Here is a 16,755-nt window from a genome sequence, read left to right on the forward strand (position 1 = left end):
AGAGATAGTGTGTCGGACGTGCCCAGCTTTCGTTCCTTTCCGCCCGACAAGGCGGCGATCATCATGGCGTCGGACGGTCGCGTTGTCCGGTTCGGCGAACTGGAAACCGCGGCCAATCGCGGTGCGCAGGTGCTGCGAGCGCTGGGCCTGCACACCGGCGACAAGCTGGCGATCTGTATCGCCAATTCACCCGAATTCTTCCATGTCGCCTGCGCCGCGCGCCGCAGCGGCTTGACGGTCGTGCCGATCTCGACCCGACTGACCGCGGGAGAACTCGCCTTCATCGTCGGTGACAGCGGCGCCCGGGCGCTCATCCTGTCGCCGGGAATCGAGGCATCGCCAGACGACGTCGCGGCGCTTTGCGATGACGTGCCGATCCTGAGGGCTGGTGCTGGTGGCGGGGCCGGATCGTGGGAAGCGGCCTGCGCGGCACAGCCCGACACCCCGATCGCCGACGAGGCGCGCGGCCGCGAGATGCTCTATTCGTCGGGAACCACCGGCCGCCCGAAGGGCATCGTCTATGAAGATTATTCGGACGGGCCCCAAGGACGCGATGCGACCTCGTCGGCGCGGCGGATGTTCGACCGGCTCGGCGTCGACGACAGCGCGGTCTATCTCTCGCCCGCGCCGCTCTATCATTCGGCCCCCTTCGCCTGGGCGATCGGGATCATCGAACTGGGCGGTACGACGATCGTCATGGAGCATTTCGACGCCGAGCAAGCGCTGGCGCTGATCGACACCCATCACATCACCGTTACCCAGTGGGTGCCGACGCATTTCGTGCGGATGCTCAAGCTGCCCGACGCCGTTCGTCGCCGGTATGATATGTCGTCGCTGCGCATCGCGATTCATGCCGCGGCGCCGTGCCCGGTGCCGGTCAAACAGGCTATGATCGAATGGTGGGGACCCATCCTGCTTGAGTATTTCGGATCGAGCGAGCAGACCGCGCTGACCTTCATCACGTCGGAGGAATGGCTTACGCATCCGGGGTCTGTCGGTCGCTGCGTGCTCGGCAAGCTCCATATATGTGACGAACGGGGACGGCCGTTGCCGCAGGGCGAGGTGGGCGTGATCTATTCGGAAGGCGGCACACCCTTTTCCTATCACAACGATGCCGCGAAGACGGCGGAGTCGCGAAGTGCAGAGGGCTGGACGACGGTCGGCGATATCGGTCGCCTCGACGAGGATGGCTATCTCTACCTCACCGACCGCAAGAGCTTCATGATCATTACCGGCGGGGTAAACGTCTATCCGCAGGAGATAGAGAACCGTCTGATTACCCATCCGGGGGTCGCCGACGCCGCGGTGATCGGGGCACCCGACGAGGATCTGGGCGAGGTTGTCACCGCAGTGGTGCAGTCGGCGGACCCCGCCGATGCCGAGCCCGGCCTTTGCCGACGAACTGCGGAACTGGATGCGTCAGGAACTCTCGGGCGTGAAAGTGCCGAAGCATATCCTCTTTCGCCGCGACCTGCCGCGCCTGCCAACCGGCAAGATGGCGAAGCACAAGCTGCGCGACGAGATCGCCGCCGATTTCGCTGCCTAGGCCGCGTGCCCTAAGGCGCCGGTAGTGGCCCGCTTTTGACCACGCGGCTAGGCCAGGACGTGCCGGTGGACCTCCGACGGGCCGTCGTAGATGCGGAAGGGACGGATGTCGCGATAGATACGTTCGACCACGGTGTCGCGCGTAATGCCGATCGATCCCAATATCTGCATTGCCCGATCGACGACGCGCCCGAAGGCTTCGGAGCAGAAAACCTTGCACATGCTGGTCTCGTTGCGCGCGAAATCTCCCTGGTCGAGCAGCCAGGCGGCGTGCCAGATCGCAAGACGCGCGTGGTGCAGGTCGATCTCGTTGTCGGCGAGCATGAAGCCGACCCCCTGATGCTCGCCGATCGGCTTGCCGAACGCATGGCGCCGTAGCCGGCATGATCGGCCGCGATGGCATGCGCCCGGCGCGCGAGACCGAGCCAGCGCATGCAGTGCGTAAGCCGCGCGGGGCCGAGGCGAACCTGCGCGTTGCGGAAACCGCGTCCCACTTCGCCCAGGATTTGCTCGTGGGGGACGAACACGTCGTCGAAACTCACCTCGCCGTGGCCCCCGGGAGTGTTCGCGTCGATCGTCTCCAGCATGCGGTCGATCCGGAAACCGGGTTCGTCGATATCGATCAGGAACATCGTCGCGCCGAGGTCGTTGCCGCTGCGGTCGAAGGTGCGCGCCATGACGATGTTGAGCCGGGCGCCGATCAGCCCGCTGATCATATATTTGCGGCCATTGATACGATATCCGCCGTCGACCTCGCGCGCCTCGGTCTTCAGCTGCGAGGCATCGGCGCCTGCGCCGTCGGTGTTCGTCTCGGTCATCGAAAAAACCGTCCGCACCGCGCCCGAGGCAATCGCGGGCAGCCATTGCGCCTTTTGCTCTGCGGTGCCGACCTTGTGGGCCAGGTTGACATTGCCCTCGTCGGGCGCCTGGATATTGAGCGCGAGCGCACCCAGCGTCGACCAGCTCGCGGCCTCGAAGATGACCGCGCAGTCGCGGTGGTTCAGGCCCATCCCGCCATATTCGCGAGGCGCGTGCGGGGAGAGCAGCCCTGCGGCGCGTCCCTTGGCAACCAGCTCGTCGCGGAGCGATTCCTCGACGCTATATTGGCCACAGCGCGGATCATCTTCCAGCGGCACAACCTCGGCGACGACAAAATCCTGCACCCGTTTACGCAGCGTGACGATTTCGGGCGAGAGAGAAAATTCGATCATTGATCTGCCTCCATTTTGTCGAGCAGCATGGCGCTAGGCGCCGAGCAGGAATGGTACCGACGCGCCGAACTTCTCCCACACGGGATCGGGGCGGCGGCCATCGCGGTGAAGTTTCAGGTTGAGCCCGGTGATGGCGGCCATGCGGAAGGCGGCGAAAGCCTGGTGCCAGTCGATGTCGGCGAGCGCCGCGCCGCCCGCTTCGCGATAGGTGTCGAGTAATGTGGTGCGTGGTGGTGGCGCGATCGGTGACCAGTCGGGCGCCCAGCAGCGTGGGTCGGCAATCATCAGCAGCCAGCCGACGTCGAGCCCGAGCGGCGCGATTGCCGCGAGGTCCCAATCGATCAGTCCGGTCGCGTCGCCGCGGTCGAACAGAAGGTTGCCGGGCTGAAGGTCGCCGTGCACCAATCCGACCGGGCCGGCGGCGGGCAATGCCAAGCGCAGTCGCTCGGCAAGCGCGAGCGCTATAGCGCGCTGCGCCCCGTCCGCCATGTGACGCAGCAGGTGGGTCCAGCGGTCAAGCTCTGCCGGCAGACCGGTCGCCGCCTCCCAGCCGCCGAGCGAGGCCTGCCAGTCGAAGCGGTGCAGCTCGCCCATCAGCCGCGCGGTCGCGGTCCAGATCGTCATCGGATCGGTGAATTCGGCGAGCAGGCCGGGCGCCGGATCCCAGACGATCAGGCTGCGCCCCGGCAGGCGGGTCATGATGATAAAGGGCGCGCCGAAGGGGATGTCGTCCGATCCGGCCCACGGTACATCGGGTACCGGAAGACCGGCGGCGTGAAGCGCGCGCAGCAGCCTCGCCTGCCGGAAGATGTCGGTGCTGCCGCGACGCGGCACACCATCCGGGGCCTTTTTGAAGATATAGCGTTCGGACGCGCCATCGGCGCGTGCGAGTTCGAAGCCGAATGTCGTTCCGGCATGGCCGTCGGGCATGATGCGAAGATCACGCATGCTGCCGCTTTCGGCCAGATAGTCCTGCAGCGCCGGTCCCAGCCGATCCGCCGCGCCTTCGTTCGGCCCTGTCATGCGCGTATCATCTCTCCCTTCGCGACCGTGCGGCGTGAGGGGTGATGGGTCCAATGCATTTCGGGTTACGGCCATTCCCGGCATTGATGGGAGCGTCCATAAGCGAAAGGCATGGCTGGGCCTGAAAATGAATTGGACCACTGGCGCGCCGCGCTTCCATTGTCTCCCCAACAGCCCTGCCGGTCAGGCGGGGTGCAAATATGGGAAGAGGGATTGAGCGTGGACGCGACCACCGCCCGCAAGGGCATCTTCGATCGCAGCACCAAGGGTACGCAGATCGAGCCGGTGAAGGTGCTTGTCGAGCGCGGCCGGATCCGTTTCTTTTCGCAAGTGCTGGGACAGACCGATCCCATCCATTTCGATCTCGACGCGGCGCGAGCGGCGGGTCACCCCGATCTCGTCGCGCCGCCGTCCTTCTTCATGGTGATCGAGGCGGCCGCGAACGAAGAGCGTAAACGGCTTGGAATAACGACAGCCCAGGAGCTGGTCAGGGTCGACTATCGCTATCTTCTCCACGGCGAGGAGCGCTATTTCTACGAAGCGCCGATCTATGCAGGCGACGAGGTCGAGATCGGCATCGTCATCACCGACTTCTATGACAAGAAGGGCGGGGCGATGGAGTTCGTCACCTTCGAATCGCGGATCGTCCATCCCGAACGCGGGCTTCTCGTCCGGTCGCAGCGCAGCCTGCTGCACCGCCTTCCCGAACCGCGGAGCTGATCCGATGAACGCTATCGACCTCAACACCGCCGACATTGGTTCGTCGCTTCCCGAAGTGACCTTCGGACCGATCTCGCGCGCCACGCTCGCGCTCTATGCGGGCGCTTCGGGCGATCACAACCCGGCGCATATCGATATCGACTTCGCCCGCAATGCGGGCCTGCCCGACGTATTCGCGCACGGCATGCTGTCCTTTGGCGTGCTCACGCGTGTCGTCACCCAATGGGCGGGCGTCGCGGCGCTGCGCGAATTCGGGGCGCGGTTCGTTTCGATCACCCAAGTGCACGACAAGATCAGCTGCAAGGCCACGATCATCGAACGGTTCGAGGCGGGGGGCGAGACGCGGCTTCGCCTCGCGGTCGTCGCGACGGCGCAGGACGGCCGTGAAACCTTGAACGGCGACGCGGTGGTCGCGCTCGCCTGACCCGCGGATATCCGGGAAACGCACAGGACGGGAGAATAGGGAATGTCGCTTCGATTTGACGAGCGCGTGGTGATCGTCACCGGCGCGGGCAACGGCCTCGGTCGCAGCCATGCTCTGGAATTCGCACGCCGCGGCGCCATGGTGGTGGTCAACGACCTGGGCGGCGGTATCCATGGCGGCGGCGCGAGCAAGTCGGTCGCGCAGGGCGTTGTCGATGAGATCAAGGCGGCGGGCGGCGAAGCCGTCGCCAATACCGACAGCGTTGAGCATGGCGACAAGATCGTCCAGACCGCGATGGATACCTATGGCGCCGTCGACGTCGTCGTGAACAACGCCGGCGTGTTGCGCGACGCCTCCTTCGCGAAGATGACCGAAGAGGATTGGGACACGATCTACCGCGTCCATCTTTATGGCGGGTACAGCGTGTCGAAGGCGGCGTGGCCGCACATGCGCGAGGCGAATTACGGGCGGATCATCATGACCACGTCGGTCGCGGGCGTGTACGGCAATTTCGGACAGGCCAATTATTCGGCGGCGAAGCTCGGGCTGTTCGGGCTCGCGCAGACGCTCGCCATCGAGGGGGGGCCGCGCAACATCCTGTGTAATACGGTCGCGCCGACCGCGGGTTCGCGCCTTACGGCAACGGTTCTCCCCAAGGAGGTGACCGAAGCGCTGAAGCCCGAATATGTGACGCCCGCCGTGGTGCTGTTGAGCCACGAAAACTGTCCGGTCACGGGCAAGCTGTTCGAGGTCGGCGGCGGCTGGGTTTCGCAGACGAGGTGGGAGCAGACGCAGGGCGTATTCTTTCAGGACGATTTCACCGCCGACGATTTGCTCGCGCGCTGGGGCGAGGCGACGAGCTTCGAAAATTCGCGCCACGCCGAGCGGCTCAGCGAGTCGAAGTCGGGGATGGAGGAACGCCTCGGCGGCCGCGTCGAACTCGCGCCGCAAAAGGCCTGACATGGCGCGCAAGCTGGAGGGGAAGGTCGCGCTCGTTACCGGCGCGGGGCGCGGAATCGGACGTGCCATCGCGCTGAAACTGGCAAGCGAGGGCGCGCGCGTCGTCGTCAACGACCTCGACACCGAGCCGGCGGACGCGGTCGTCGCCGAGATCACGGCGATGGGCGGCGAAGCGCTGTCGGTGCCGGGCTCGGTCACGGCGGACGATTTTCCCGACCGCTTCATCGACGCCGCGCTCGATCGCTGGGGCGATATCCACATCATCGTCAACAATGCCGACTACACTTGGGACAGCGTCATCCAGAAGATGACCGACGAGCAATGGGACGCGATCCTCGACGTCCATCTGCGCGCGCCGTTCCGTATCCTGCGCGCCGCCGCCGAACCGATCCGCCGGCTGGTGAACGAGGAAAGCGCGCGAGGCGAGCGCGTCGTGCGCAAGGTCGTCAACATCGCGTCGGGATCGGGAACGAACGGCAATGCAGGACAAGCCAATTATTCATCGGCCAAGGCGGGGATAACGGGATTGACCAAGACCCTGTCGAAGGAATGGGGGCGCTATAATGTCACCGTCAACTGCGTGTCCTTCGGCGTCATCCAGACGCGGCTGACCCAGCCGCTCGGCGAGGAGCAGGCGACGATCGATGTCGAGGGGCGAACGCTCAATGTCGGGCTTCAGCCCGCACGCCTCGCCGCGATCGACAAGACGGTGCCGCTGGGCCGTGCTGGCACGGCCGAGGAGGCGGCGGGATCGGTCTATCTCTTCTGCATTCCCGAATCCGACTATGTCTCGGGACAGGTCGTGCGCTGCGGGGGTGGTTCCTAAAGTTATGCAAGGAGAGGGCATGACCTATCGCAAAATGCTGGTCGAGCGCGACGGGCCGCTCGCGATCCTGACCTTCAACGATCCCGTGCATCTGAACGCGATCGACATGACTCTCCGCGTCGAATTCACGACCGCGGCCAACGCCGCGCTCGACGACCCCGAAGTCCGCGCGATCCTGATTACGGGGGCGGGCAGGGGCTTTTGCGCGGGTGCCAACCTGAAGGAGATTTCGGGCGACCAGGGCCGCGGCGTCGTACCCGACGTCGACGCCCGCTTGCGCAAATATATCAACCCGTTGCTCGTGCGAATGGCCGAATCGGACAAGCCGGTCGTCAGCGCGGTCAATGGTGCGGCGGTCGGTGTCGGTTGCGGGATCGCGCTTGCCGCCGATATCGTGCTCGTTGGCGAGTCGGGCTATTTCCTCCAATCCTTCGTCCGGCTCGGGGTCGTGCCCGATGGTGGCAGTTCGTGGACGATTCCGCGGCTGGCCGGGCGTGGCCGCGCGGCCGGGATGATGATGCTCGGCGAGCGGATCGACGCCGCGCGCGCGGTCGATTGGGGCCTTGCGTGGCGCATGGTGCCCGATGAGCAATTGCCGCGTGTCGCGCGCGAAATCGCCGGTCAGCTCGCGAACGGCCCGACGCTCGCTTATGGCCGGATCAAGGAAATGCTCCGCAAGAGCGAGACGAACGGCTTCGCCGACCAGCTCGAACTCGAAGCGACGCGCCAGATCCAATCCTTCGAAACTGACGACTGCCGCGAAGGCGTGGCGGCATTCATCGAGAAGCGGCCAGCCCGCTTCGCCGGGCGATAAGGGGCGAGTGGATGCAATTCGAATTTTCCGACGAACAGCAGGAACTGCGGGACAGCGTCCGGCGCTTCTTCGAGCGCGAATGCCCAGTGACGGCCGTGCGCACCGTCATCGATGCCGGCACGGGATATGACGCGGCGCTGTGGCGCAAGGTCGGCGCCGGGGCCTTTCTCGCGACCGCGATTCCGGAGGAATATGGCGGAGCCGGTGCCGGCTATCTGGAGCTTTGCGTCGTCGCCGAGGAATGCGGACGCGTGCTCGCCCCGCTGCCGACCGTGTCGTCGGTCTATCAGGTCGCCGAATATCTGGCGATCGCGGGCAGCGAGGAACAGAAACGGCGTTGGCTGCCAAAAATCGCGGCCGCCGAAGCGATCGGTGCGCTGGCGCTCAACGAGGGTGTCGGCGAGATGCGCGCCGACCGCGTCGCGGCGCGCGTCAGCGGCGGCAAGCTGACCGGCGAGAAGCTGCCGGTCGCCGACGGCATGGCAGCCGATTTCGCGATCGTCGCGGCGCGCGACAACGCGGAGACGCTGGGTTTCTACCTCGTCGAACTTGGTGCCGCCGGCGTCGCGCGCGAGGCGGTGCAGACCCTCGATCCGTCGCGCGGGCATGCGCGGATCGTCTTTTCCGGCGCCGAGGCCGAGCCGCTGGGCAAGGGCGATCGCGGCTGGGCGCTCGTCGAACAGATACGCGACCGTGCGGCGGTACCGGTGGCCTTCGAACAGGTGGGCGGTGCCGATCGTGCGCTGGCCGAAGCACGCGACTATGCGCTCGGGCGCTATGCCTTCGGGCGGCCGATCGCCTCGTTTCAGGCGATCAAGCATATGCTTGCCGACGTCTATGTCGCGAACGAGCTTGCCCGCTCGAACGCTTATTATGGCGCCTGGGCGCTTTCGGCCGACAGCGACAAGCTGCCGCTCGCCGCCGCCAGCGCGCGCGTGGCCGCGACCGCCGCGTTTCAGCGCGCCTCGGCCTCGAACATTCAGGTCCATGGCGGCATGGGGTTCACCTGGGAATATGACTGCCACCTCTATTATCGCCGGTCGGCCTATCTCGCTCTGACGCTTGGCGGTCCCTCCTTGTGGGAGGACCGCCTGATAGAATTTCGCCGCCCGGTTGCGGCCTGACGAAGAGAGATGCGCCCGTGAACTTCGACGACACCCCTGAGGAAGCCGCCTTCCGCGCCCGGGCTCGGCAGTGGATCGCCGCGAATGCGCCGCACGAACTCGCCGACGAACTGCGCGCCCTGGCGGAAGGCAAATTGCGCCTGACGAGCATCGATCCGCTCATCGCGGCGCGCGACTGGCAGCGGAAGAAAAGCGAGGCGGGCTGGGCGACGCCGCACTGGCCGGTCGAATATGGCGGCGGCGGGCTGAGTTCGATACAGCGCGTCATCTGGTCCGAAGAGGAAGGCATTTACGCCAAGCTGTCGCAGCATTTCCTGATCGGCGTCGGCATGTGCGGCCCGACGATGATGGCGTGGGCAACCGAAGAACAGAAGCGCGAGCGGCTTCCGAAGCTGAGCTCGGGCGAGGAAATCTGGTGCCAGCTCTTCTCGGAGCGTACGGCGTAGCTCCGACCTCGCGGGCATTCGCACGCGCGCCGTGCGTGACGGCAAGGATTGGATCGTCAACGGCCAGAAGATATGGACGAGCTATGCGCGCGAGGCCGCCTGGGGCCTGCTGATCACGCGTACCGATCCCACGGTCGCAAAGCATCGCGGACTGACGATGTTCTTTCTCGACATGCACAGTCCCGGGGTGGAGGTGCGGCCGATCCGGCAGATGAACAACGAGGCGTCCTTCAACGAAGTCTTCTTTACCGATGTCCGCATTCCCGACACCCAGCGGCTCGGCGCGCCGGGGCAGGGATGGGAGGTCGCGCTCACCACCTTGATGAACGAGCGCGCGACGCTGGCGGGCCAGGTCGATACCGGCTTTGACGAGCTGCTGGGATTTTGCGAGCGATTGGAAACCGGAGCGAACCACCGCGCGATCGACGACGCACGGGTGCGCTCGCGGCTCGCCCAGTTCGCGATCCGCGACAGCGGGCTGCGCTTCACCGCCTTCCGAAGCATTTCGGCATTATCGCGCGGTGAGCGCCCGGGTCCTGAAAATTCGATCGGCAAGCTTGTCTCGGCGGCGATGGAGCAGGAAATGGCGCAGTTCGCGCTCGACCTGGAAGGCGAGGCAGGCCTGTTGACCGACCCGGCGCTTGCGCCCGATCGAGCGCGCTACCAGTCGATCCTGTTGCGCTCGCCGTCGATGCGGATCGCGGGCGGCAGCGACGAGATTTTGCGCAACATCATCGCCGAGCGCGTGCTCGGGCTTCCCGCCGATATTCGCGCGGACAAGGATATTGCATTCGAGGATATTCCGACCGCGGCAACCGCCCGGCGCGGCTGAGCGGGACGGTTCCGGGGAGGCGCCCCTTGCCAAGCGGTGTGCCGTGCCGCATCCCGGTCGGCAACGATGCGCGCACGACAGCGTGCGCCAAGGTGGCGAGAGGTCGGACCCATGTCCAAGGCGGAAACGCTCGACGCGCTGATGGAAAGCGCGATCCACGGCTTTTCCAAGCACGGCTACGAGGGCGCGTCGCTGCGCGATATCGCGGCCCAGGCTGCCGTTCCGCTCAGCACGATCCATTTCTATTTCGGATCCAAGTCAGAACTTTTCCTTGCGGTGCGCCGCAAGGCCTGGGCCGAGATCGATCAGGAACGCAGCGATCTGCTCGACGCATCGCTGGCGGACAGCGATCGGCCGCCGCTCGAGGCGCTCGTTCATGCGCTCGCCTATCCCATCGTCCACCGCGCGCTCAGCCATGATGAGCGCGACCGGGCGATGATCTATATCGTGCGCAGCCATATGGCGCATTCCGAACCGGGGCTGGTCAAGCCGATGATCCGCACCGCCGACAGGTCGATGGTCCGCTGGATCGATGCGATGATGGCGTGCTGTCCCGGCATGCGGCGCCCCGACATGATCTGGGCCTTTTCCTTCGTCGTCGGGGCGATCTATTCGTGGCAGCTCATCGATCATCGCTATGACGAAATGATCGGTCCGGACGACGATCGATCGATCGAAGAGGTCAGCCAGGATATCGTCGCTTTCTGCTGCAGCGGGATCGAGGCGATCGGTCGCCGCCGCTTGGAACCATCTTACTGAACTAGCAAGTTAAAATTGCACAGGACAAGCGTCCGACGATCGGACTTGCGCGCGGTCGCCGCAACTTCGACGATGGTCCCGTAAAGCCGCGAAAAAGCGGCGCAGCCGCGATGGGCGGCGTCACGGGATGGGGAGAGAGGCGCATGAAATCGCATCGTTGGATGTTAGGCATCGGTCTTGGCGCGCTGGTCGGCGCAACGGTTCTGGCCGGGCCCGCCCGCGCGCAGGAGACCAAGGACGCGCGCGACGAGAACATGATCATCGTAACCGCGCAGAAGCGCGCGAGCGATATTCAGGATGTGCCGCTTTCGGTCGCCGCAGTCACGTCATCGACGCTCGAGAAATCGGGCGTCAACACGATCGAGGCGGTGCAGACGCTCGCGCCCGGCATGAACATGTCGGCGATCGGCAGCGGCTTCGTCAGCTATACCTATATCCGCGGTGCGGGCACCAATGTGATCGACGCGGGATCCGATCCCAGCGTCGCCTTCTTTCAGGACGAAGTCTATCTCGCGGGCACGGCGGGCCTGCAATTCGACCTGCTCGACGTGGAGCGCGTCGAGGTGTTGAAGGGGCCGCAGGGCACGCTGTTCGGACGCAATGCCGCGGGCGGCGCGATTTCCATCATCACCAAGCGGCCAAGCCACGAATTCGATGCCTGGGCTGCGGCGGATGCGGGTGAATATGGGCTGTTCGCGGTACGCGGCGGCATCACCGGACCACTGGCCGACCGATGGGCATACCGGCTGTCGGCGGCGCACCGCCAGCGCAAGGCCTTCACCGACAATCCGGCGGGACGCGACCCCGGCTCGATCGACAATTACACCGGCCGCGGCCAGATCATGTATGACGGCGACGATCTGACCGTGCTGCTCACCGGCGAGTTCTTCACCTCCGACAACGGAATGACGAATCAGTTCATTTCGACCGCCGATACGGCGAGTTTGCTGACCCCTGAAGCGGCCGCCGCCCAGCCCGCCGACCAGAGCTTCTATCGCCGCTATTACGACGTCGACGGGTTTGAAAAGCAGAATCTCTATGCCGCGACCGGCCGCATCGAATGGGATTTGGGACCGGTGCTGCTCACTTCGATTTCGGCATGGCGCGATAATCATTTCAAGCGATTGCAGGACCAGGATGGATCGAGCGCGGATGCCTATGCGCTTGCGACCGATGCCAGCGACAAGACGTTCAGCCAGGAATTGCGGCTGTCGGGCGAAAGCGACCGCTTCGAATGGATCGCGGGCCTCTATTATTATAACGGCAAGACTGAACGCATCGATCGGCTCGATTCGGGCCCCGATTTCGCCCCCGCGCCGCTGCGCAACTCGCTGGGCATCTATGGCCAGAATATTAAGGCGATCAGCTATGCCGCGTTCGGTCAGGCGACCTATGAGATTCTGCCTGCGCTGAAGGTCACGCTTGGCGCGCGCTACAGCAAGGACAAGAAAAGGTCGAACCAGGACACCGACCCGATCGGGCTGGCTGGCGCCCTTCAGCGTCGAACTGACCCCCGAATGGAGCAGTTTCGATCCTGCTGTGATCGTGCAATATGAACCGTCGCGCGACGTCATGCTCTATGGCTCGTTCCGCCAGGGGTTCAAAAGCGGGGGCTTTCAATCGCTGCCGGGCAGCTTGGCGCTCGCCTCGACGGTCTATGCGCCCGAGGACGTGAAATCCTTCGAACTTGGTGCGAAGACGCAATGGTTCGACAACCGGCTGCGACTGAACGTCGCGCTGTTCGAAACGCGGATTACCAACCAGCAGATTTTGCGCATCCCGACCCCCGGCACGTCGATCATCGACAATGCCGGGCGGACGCGGACGCGTGGCCTCGACATTGCGCTGCAGGCGGCGATCAGCGACTATCTGCACATCGACTGGAACACGACCTATCAGCATGCGCGGTTCCGAGAATATCTGAGCAATTGTTCGGGGACGCCGCCGGTCTGCCTCACCGACTTTGCCGGAAACCGGCAGCTGCGATCGCCCGATTTCCAGACCTCGTTCGTCGCCGATCTCAAGATTCCGCTCGGCGGCGATACCGGCAATATGACGATGCGCGGCGAATATTCCTATCAGACGAAGGTCTTCTTCGACGCCGCAAATACCAGCGGGCCGGGCGCCTACCAGCCCGGCTATGGGCTGCTTGGCGGGCGGATCGGCTATGAAGCCGACGACGGCCGCTGGAGTATCGCGCTGTTCGCCAAGAATCTCACCAACAAGAAATATTACCGCAACGTCGCGATATCGGGCCTATCGGGCGTCGGAACGCCCGGTGATCCACAAAGCTTCGGCGTCAGCCTGAACTGGCGGCTCCGGTAGCGCGAGGGCGGAGACGGTGGATGATCCTGCGCAAGACGCGAACCGGCTTGCCGAATTCACCGTGCGGCTGGCGCGTGCTCGCGGGCTCGGCGCTCGGCATCGGGGTGGGTATCATCGCGGTGCCGGCTGCGCAGCGATCGGGGTCTTCATGCGCGGCTTACAAGCCGACTTCGGCTGGACGCGCGCGGAAATATCGCTGGGCCCGACGATTCTGATCGTCACGCTCGCGGCGATCGCGCCGCTGCTCGGCTGGCTTGCGGATCGTGCCGCCCCGCGGCTGATCGTCGGCACTGCGCTTGCCGCGCTTGCGGCGGGGCTGTTCCTGTTCAGCCGCCTCGACGGCGATCTGCGCATCTATTACGCCGGCTTCGCGCTGCTCGCTATCGCCGCGAGCGGTTCGGCGACAATCGTATATGCGAAGCTGCTCAACGCGACATTTCACCGCAATCGCGGGGCGGCCCTGGGACTCGCGATGGTCGGCAACGGTGCGACGGGCATCCTGCTGCCCTTGCTGCTGGTTCCCTATGCCGCAGTGGCGGGCTGGCGCGCGGGGTTTATTGCGCTTGCCGCCGTTGTGGCTCTGGCGTTGCCGCTGGTCGTGCTGTTGATCGGAGGGCGGCGTGATGCTCCCGTTACAGCGGTGCTCGCCGCGCCGCCGGGCGACGCGCTGCGCAGCCGTGCCTTCCGCATCATGGCGATCTGCTTCGCGCTGATCCCACTCGCCGTTGCCGGGCTTCACCTCCATTTTCTCGCTTATCTGGCGGATATGGGAATCGGTCCGTCGCGCGCGGGCGCGATCGCCGGTGTCGGCGGGGCGGCGCTGATGGCGGCGCGCATTCTGACCGGCTTCTTGATCGACCATATCTTCGCGCCGCATGTCGCTGCCGCAATGATGATGTTTAGCGCGGCGGCGATCGCGGGGATGGTGCTGCTCGGTCCAGCGGCGGCGGTGCTGGGGGCGGTGGCGCTCGGCGTTTCGCTCGGCGCCGAGCTCGACCTGATCGGCTATATGACCGCGCGCTATTTCGGTCTCGACCGCTTCGGCCGGATCTATGGCATCCTATATGGCGTGGTGCTGGCTAAGCAGCGCGGCATCGCCGGTGCTTTATGGCCTGATCGCCGACGGGAGTGGATCCTATCTTGCGGGTCTCTACGCGGCTGCGGCGCTGCTCGCGCTGAGCGCCTTTTTGTTCCTTACCCTGCCACGCTTCGACTCGGAAGCCGCGACGTGAATATCGCTTTAGTCCTTGACGCCGCCACGCGCCTTCATCCCGATCGCACTGCCATCTCGTGGATCGACCGGCCGGTCTGGACCTACGCCGAGCTTTGGGAGCGGGCGGTGACCCTCGCGGCAGGGTTCGCCGCCATGGGGCTGCGGCCCGGTGACCGGGTGGTGATGGCGATGTCGAATGCGCCCGCCTATTGCGAAGTGCTGCTCGGTGCCTGGATTGCGGGCTTGGTGCCCGCGCCACAAAATTGTCGCTTGCATGCGGCCGAAATCGGCTTTGCGGCGCAAGATTGCGGCGCGCGGCTGTGCATCGCGACCGCAGATCTCGCCGCGCCGCTGGCGGCGGCGATCGATGGCTTGTGCCCGCTCATCGATATCGACAGCGCCGATTTCGCCGCGCTGCACGGCCATGGCGTTGCGAAGGTCGCGCCGCGCGCGCCCACCGACGCGGCGCTGCTTTTCTATACCAGCGGGACGACGGGCAAGCCGAAGGCGGCGATCCATACCCATCGGACGCTGAACGCGATGCTCGTCAGCTTCCTTGCCGATAGTGGCGCGGTCGTCGACGATCATATCCTGCATATCGCACCGATGTCGCACGCCAGCGGTTTTCTGGGCCTGTCGTATCTCGCACGCGGCCGCAACAACATCGTCCTCCCCACCGGTGCGTTCGAGCCCGAACTGATCGCGCGCGCCGCCGCCGCTTTCGGCCCGCTGTCCTTCTTTGCGGTGCCGACGATCGTACGCCGGTTGACCCAGCCCGGCATTCTGGACGAAGCGACGATCGCGGGCATCCACCGCATCTTCTTTGGCGGCGCGCCGATGTATGTCGAGGATCTGAAACGCGCGATTGCGCGCTTCGGCAGCGGACGCCTGTGGCATCTCTATGGGCAGGGCGAGACGCCGAATACGATCACCCATCTTCCCCCGCATCTCCTGGGCTCGCCGGATGACCCTGATTATGCGGACCGGCTCGCCAGCGTCGGGGTCGCGCGAAGCGGAGTCAGCGTACGCATCCTGCGCGACGACGGCGCCGAGGCGAGGAGCGGCGAGGTGGGTGAGGTCGTGGTGCAAGGGGACACGTTGATGGCCGAGCTATTGGGATCGCCCTGAAGCGACGGCTGCGGCGATGAAGGACGGATGGTTGTACACGGGCGATCTCGGCCGCCTCGACGCGCGCGGTTTCCTGACCCTCGTCGATCGATCGAAGGACATGATTATTTCGGGCGGCTCGAACGTCTATCCGCGCGAGATTGAGGAGGTGCTGCTGACGCATCCCGGGATCGCCGAATGCGCCGTCGTCGGGCAGTTCGATCCCGAATGGGGCGAGACCGCGGTCGCCTTTGTCGTACCGGCCGGCGCCGCACCCGATCCCGCGGAGCTCGACGCGCACGTCCTCGCGCGGCTGGCGCGGTACAAGCGGCCGCGCGCCTATCATTTCCTTAGTGAGCTGCCGAAGAACGCGTACGGTAAAGTGCTGAAGACCGCGCTGCGCGATCATTAGCGCAATTCGTGCCAAGCCCTTTCAAGCGCGTCGCGATGTGCGGGCGCGGCGACCGCGATGAGCGCCGCCGCGCGCTCGCCCGCCGAGCGGCCACGCAGTTCGGCGATCCCATATTCGGTAACGATCGTATCGACATCGCTGCGCGGGATCGAAACCGTCGGCGCGTCGAGGCGCGGAACGATGCGCGAGATCGCTCCCTTTCCGGCGGTGGCGCGGAGCGCCGTGATCGCACGTCCGCCCGGCGACTGGACCGCCGCGCGCGCGAAGTCGGGTGCGCCGCCGACGCCGCTGACTGCCGCCCGTCCCCGCCATTCGAGATTGACCTGTCCGAAAAGATCGACCTCGAGCGCCGAATTGATCGCGGTGAAGGCGTCGAGCCGGGCAAGCGCGGCGCTGTCATGGCTTTGCGTGACCGGCACCATCTCGACCATGCCGGCCTCTGCGAGCCAGGCGTAAAAGGCGGGGTCGCCGAGTGCGATTCCGGCACGGTGCCTGCCGCTGTCACGAAGTGCACCCGCCTCGGCTAGCGAGCGCAGCGGCGGCGTGACCATGCCCGACGCGATGACGAGGTCGCGATGCCCCGACAGGAAGTGCCACGTCGCGCCGGGAATGCCGCCGATCCCGCATTGCACCGCAGCGCCGTTGGGGACGAGCGCGGCGACCGAGGCGGCGATCGTCTGCGTCACTGCGTCGGGGGCCGGCTCGCTCTCGGCGACAAGCGGAGCGTCGATCTCGACGACGAGATCGGCGTCGGCCAGCGCCAGATGCGGCGCTCGGGCGATGGCTGGCATGCGGGCGTTGACCACGAGGATGCGAAAGGCCGCGCGCGGCCAGACGAGCGAAGCGAAATCGGCCGAAATGCCGAGCGAGCATCGGCCGTCCGCTCCGGCCGAGCGCAACATGGGCGATCGCGACGTCGGGCCGGAAATCCTCGGCCAGATAGCGCCCCGTCGCGCTGTAACAGAGCGGCAGCAGGCGAAGGCGGCCCGCCGCCGCGGACGCTTCCAGTGCCGG

The 16,755-nt window shown here is 65.6% G+C and carries 17 protein-coding genes and 1 pseudogene; 14 read left to right on the forward strand and 4 right to left on the reverse strand.

Annotated elements, in window-relative coordinates:
* The first annotated feature begins 9 nt into the window (after positions 1 to 9).
* Entirely contained in the window at positions 10 to 1,560 is a 1,551-nt protein-coding gene (locus N0A20_RS19690) for an AMP-binding protein (RefSeq protein ID WP_312846579.1), read from the forward strand.
* Positions 1,561 to 1,593: 33 nt separating this feature from the next.
* On the opposite strand, the gene N0A20_RS20360 is transcribed toward N0A20_RS19690, so the two are convergent.
* The 3 genes and pseudogenes from N0A20_RS20360 to N0A20_RS19700 form a co-directional block, all read right to left on the reverse strand.
* A complete protein-coding gene (locus N0A20_RS20360) occupies positions 1,594 to 1,869 on the reverse strand; it encodes an acyl-CoA dehydrogenase family protein (protein ID WP_312846660.1) in 276 nt (91 codons plus the stop codon).
* A gap of 260 nt (positions 1,870 to 2,129) precedes the next feature.
* Positions 2,130 to 2,756: pseudogene (locus tag N0A20_RS20365) on the reverse strand (acyl-CoA dehydrogenase family protein); the annotation flags it as partial.
* Positions 2,757 to 2,789: 33 nt separating this feature from the next.
* Positions 2,790 to 3,779 (reverse strand): phosphotransferase family protein, encoded by a 990-nt coding sequence (locus tag N0A20_RS19700; protein ID WP_260581944.1) that lies wholly within the window; start codon positions 3,777 to 3,779, stop codon positions 2,790 to 2,792.
* Between the two features lie 219 nt (positions 3,780 to 3,998).
* On the opposite strand from N0A20_RS19700, the gene N0A20_RS19705 reads away from it, so the two are divergent.
* The 13 genes from N0A20_RS19705 (at position 3,999) to N0A20_RS19765 (ending at position 15,741) form a co-directional block, all read left to right on the forward strand.
* Positions 3,999 to 4,499, forward strand: a complete 501-nt coding sequence (locus N0A20_RS19705) for a MaoC family dehydratase N-terminal domain-containing protein (protein WP_260581945.1) — start codon at positions 3,999 to 4,001, stop codon at positions 4,497 to 4,499.
* 4 nt (positions 4,500 to 4,503) lie between these two features.
* A complete protein-coding gene (locus N0A20_RS19710; protein WP_260581946.1) occupies positions 4,504 to 4,923 on the forward strand; it encodes a MaoC/PaaZ C-terminal domain-containing protein in 420 nt (139 codons plus the stop codon).
* Positions 4,924 to 4,965: 42 nt separating this feature from the next.
* Positions 4,966 to 5,883 (forward strand): SDR family oxidoreductase, encoded by a 918-nt coding sequence (locus tag N0A20_RS19715; RefSeq protein ID WP_260581947.1) that lies wholly within the window; start codon positions 4,966 to 4,968, stop codon positions 5,881 to 5,883.
* A 1-nt stretch (position 5,884) separates the two neighbouring features.
* A complete protein-coding gene (locus N0A20_RS19720) occupies positions 5,885 to 6,709 on the forward strand; it encodes an SDR family NAD(P)-dependent oxidoreductase (protein ID WP_260581948.1) in 825 nt (274 codons plus the stop codon).
* Positions 6,710 to 6,728: 19 nt separating this feature from the next.
* Positions 6,729 to 7,523 (forward strand): enoyl-CoA hydratase-related protein, encoded by a 795-nt coding sequence (locus tag N0A20_RS19725; RefSeq protein WP_260581949.1) that lies wholly within the window; start codon positions 6,729 to 6,731, stop codon positions 7,521 to 7,523.
* An 11-nt stretch (positions 7,524 to 7,534) separates the two neighbouring features.
* The gene (locus N0A20_RS19730) at positions 7,535 to 8,647 is read left to right on the forward strand and encodes an acyl-CoA dehydrogenase family protein (protein ID WP_260581950.1); all 1,113 of its coding nucleotides are present in this window, start codon (positions 7,535 to 7,537) and stop codon (positions 8,645 to 8,647) included.
* Between the two features lie 17 nt (positions 8,648 to 8,664).
* Positions 8,665 to 9,093 (forward strand): acyl-CoA dehydrogenase family protein, encoded by a 429-nt coding sequence (locus N0A20_RS19735; protein WP_260581951.1) that lies wholly within the window; start codon positions 8,665 to 8,667, stop codon positions 9,091 to 9,093.
* A gap of 31 nt (positions 9,094 to 9,124) precedes the next feature.
* Positions 9,125 to 9,925 carry an acyl-CoA dehydrogenase family protein gene (locus N0A20_RS19740; RefSeq protein ID WP_260581952.1) on the forward strand — a complete coding sequence of 267 codons (801 nt, stop codon included), beginning with the start codon at positions 9,125 to 9,127 and terminating at the stop codon, positions 9,923 to 9,925.
* Between the two features lie 111 nt (positions 9,926 to 10,036).
* On the forward strand, positions 10,037 to 10,684 hold the full coding sequence (locus tag N0A20_RS19745; protein WP_260581953.1) for a TetR/AcrR family transcriptional regulator: 648 nt from the start codon (positions 10,037 to 10,039) through the stop codon (positions 10,682 to 10,684).
* 161 nt (positions 10,685 to 10,845) lie between these two features.
* Positions 10,846 to 12,240: a TonB-dependent receptor gene (locus tag N0A20_RS19750; RefSeq protein ID WP_260581955.1), complete on the forward strand. Its 1,395-nt coding sequence runs from the start codon at positions 10,846 to 10,848 to the stop codon at positions 12,238 to 12,240.
* Positions 12,224 to 13,009: a TonB-dependent receptor domain-containing protein gene (locus tag N0A20_RS19755; protein ID WP_260581957.1), complete on the forward strand. Its 786-nt coding sequence runs from the start codon at positions 12,224 to 12,226 to the stop codon at positions 13,007 to 13,009. Before N0A20_RS19750 ends, N0A20_RS19755 begins: the two co-directional genes overlap by 17 nt.
* Before the next feature lie 16 nt (positions 13,010 to 13,025).
* Complete coding sequence (locus N0A20_RS19760) at positions 13,026 to 15,350, forward strand: MFS transporter (RefSeq protein WP_260581958.1); 2,325 nt, start codon at positions 13,026 to 13,028, stop codon at positions 15,348 to 15,350.
* 31 nt (positions 15,351 to 15,381) lie between these two features.
* Positions 15,382 to 15,741 (forward strand): class I adenylate-forming enzyme family protein, encoded by a 360-nt coding sequence (locus N0A20_RS19765; protein ID WP_260581960.1) that lies wholly within the window; start codon positions 15,382 to 15,384, stop codon positions 15,739 to 15,741.
* Here the strand turns inward: N0A20_RS19765 and N0A20_RS19770 are convergent.
* The gene (locus N0A20_RS19770; protein WP_260581961.1) at positions 15,738 to 16,643 is read right to left on the reverse strand and encodes an acetyl-CoA hydrolase/transferase C-terminal domain-containing protein; all 906 of its coding nucleotides are present in this window, start codon (positions 16,641 to 16,643) and stop codon (positions 15,738 to 15,740) included. The two genes, N0A20_RS19765 and N0A20_RS19770, sit on opposite strands and share 4 nt — an antisense overlap.
* Between the last annotated feature and the right edge of the window lie 112 nt (positions 16,644 to 16,755).

The sequence above is a fragment of the Sphingopyxis sp. PET50 genome, assembly GCF_025244705.1.
Taxonomy (GTDB): Bacteria; Pseudomonadota; Alphaproteobacteria; order Sphingomonadales; family Sphingomonadaceae; genus Sphingopyxis.

Excerpts from the sequence above, each read along its gene's own strand:
- N0A20_RS20360 (WP_312846660.1), bottom strand. The coding sequence starts at position 1,869 with ATGCTCGCCGACAACGAGATCGACCTGCACCACGCGCGTCTTGCGATC.
- N0A20_RS19700 (WP_260581944.1), bottom strand. The coding sequence starts at position 3,779 with ATGACAGGGCCGAACGAAGGCGCGGCGGATCGGCTGGGACCGGCGCTG.
- N0A20_RS19710 (WP_260581946.1), top strand. The coding sequence starts at position 4,504 with ATGAACGCTATCGACCTCAACACCGCCGACATTGGTTCGTCGCTTCCC.
- N0A20_RS19715 (WP_260581947.1), top strand. The coding sequence starts at position 4,966 with ATGTCGCTTCGATTTGACGAGCGCGTGGTGATCGTCACCGGCGCGGGC.
- N0A20_RS19720 (WP_260581948.1), top strand. The coding sequence starts at position 5,885 with ATGGCGCGCAAGCTGGAGGGGAAGGTCGCGCTCGTTACCGGCGCGGGG.
- N0A20_RS19725 (WP_260581949.1), top strand. The coding sequence starts at position 6,729 with ATGACCTATCGCAAAATGCTGGTCGAGCGCGACGGGCCGCTCGCGATC.
- N0A20_RS19730 (WP_260581950.1), top strand. The coding sequence starts at position 7,535 with ATGCAATTCGAATTTTCCGACGAACAGCAGGAACTGCGGGACAGCGTC.
- N0A20_RS19745 (WP_260581953.1), top strand. The coding sequence starts at position 10,037 with ATGTCCAAGGCGGAAACGCTCGACGCGCTGATGGAAAGCGCGATCCAC.
- N0A20_RS19750 (WP_260581955.1), top strand. The coding sequence starts at position 10,846 with ATGTTAGGCATCGGTCTTGGCGCGCTGGTCGGCGCAACGGTTCTGGCC.
- N0A20_RS19770 (WP_260581961.1), bottom strand. The coding sequence starts at position 16,643 with ATGTTGCGCTCGGCCGGAGCGGACGGCCGATGCTCGCTCGGCATTTCG.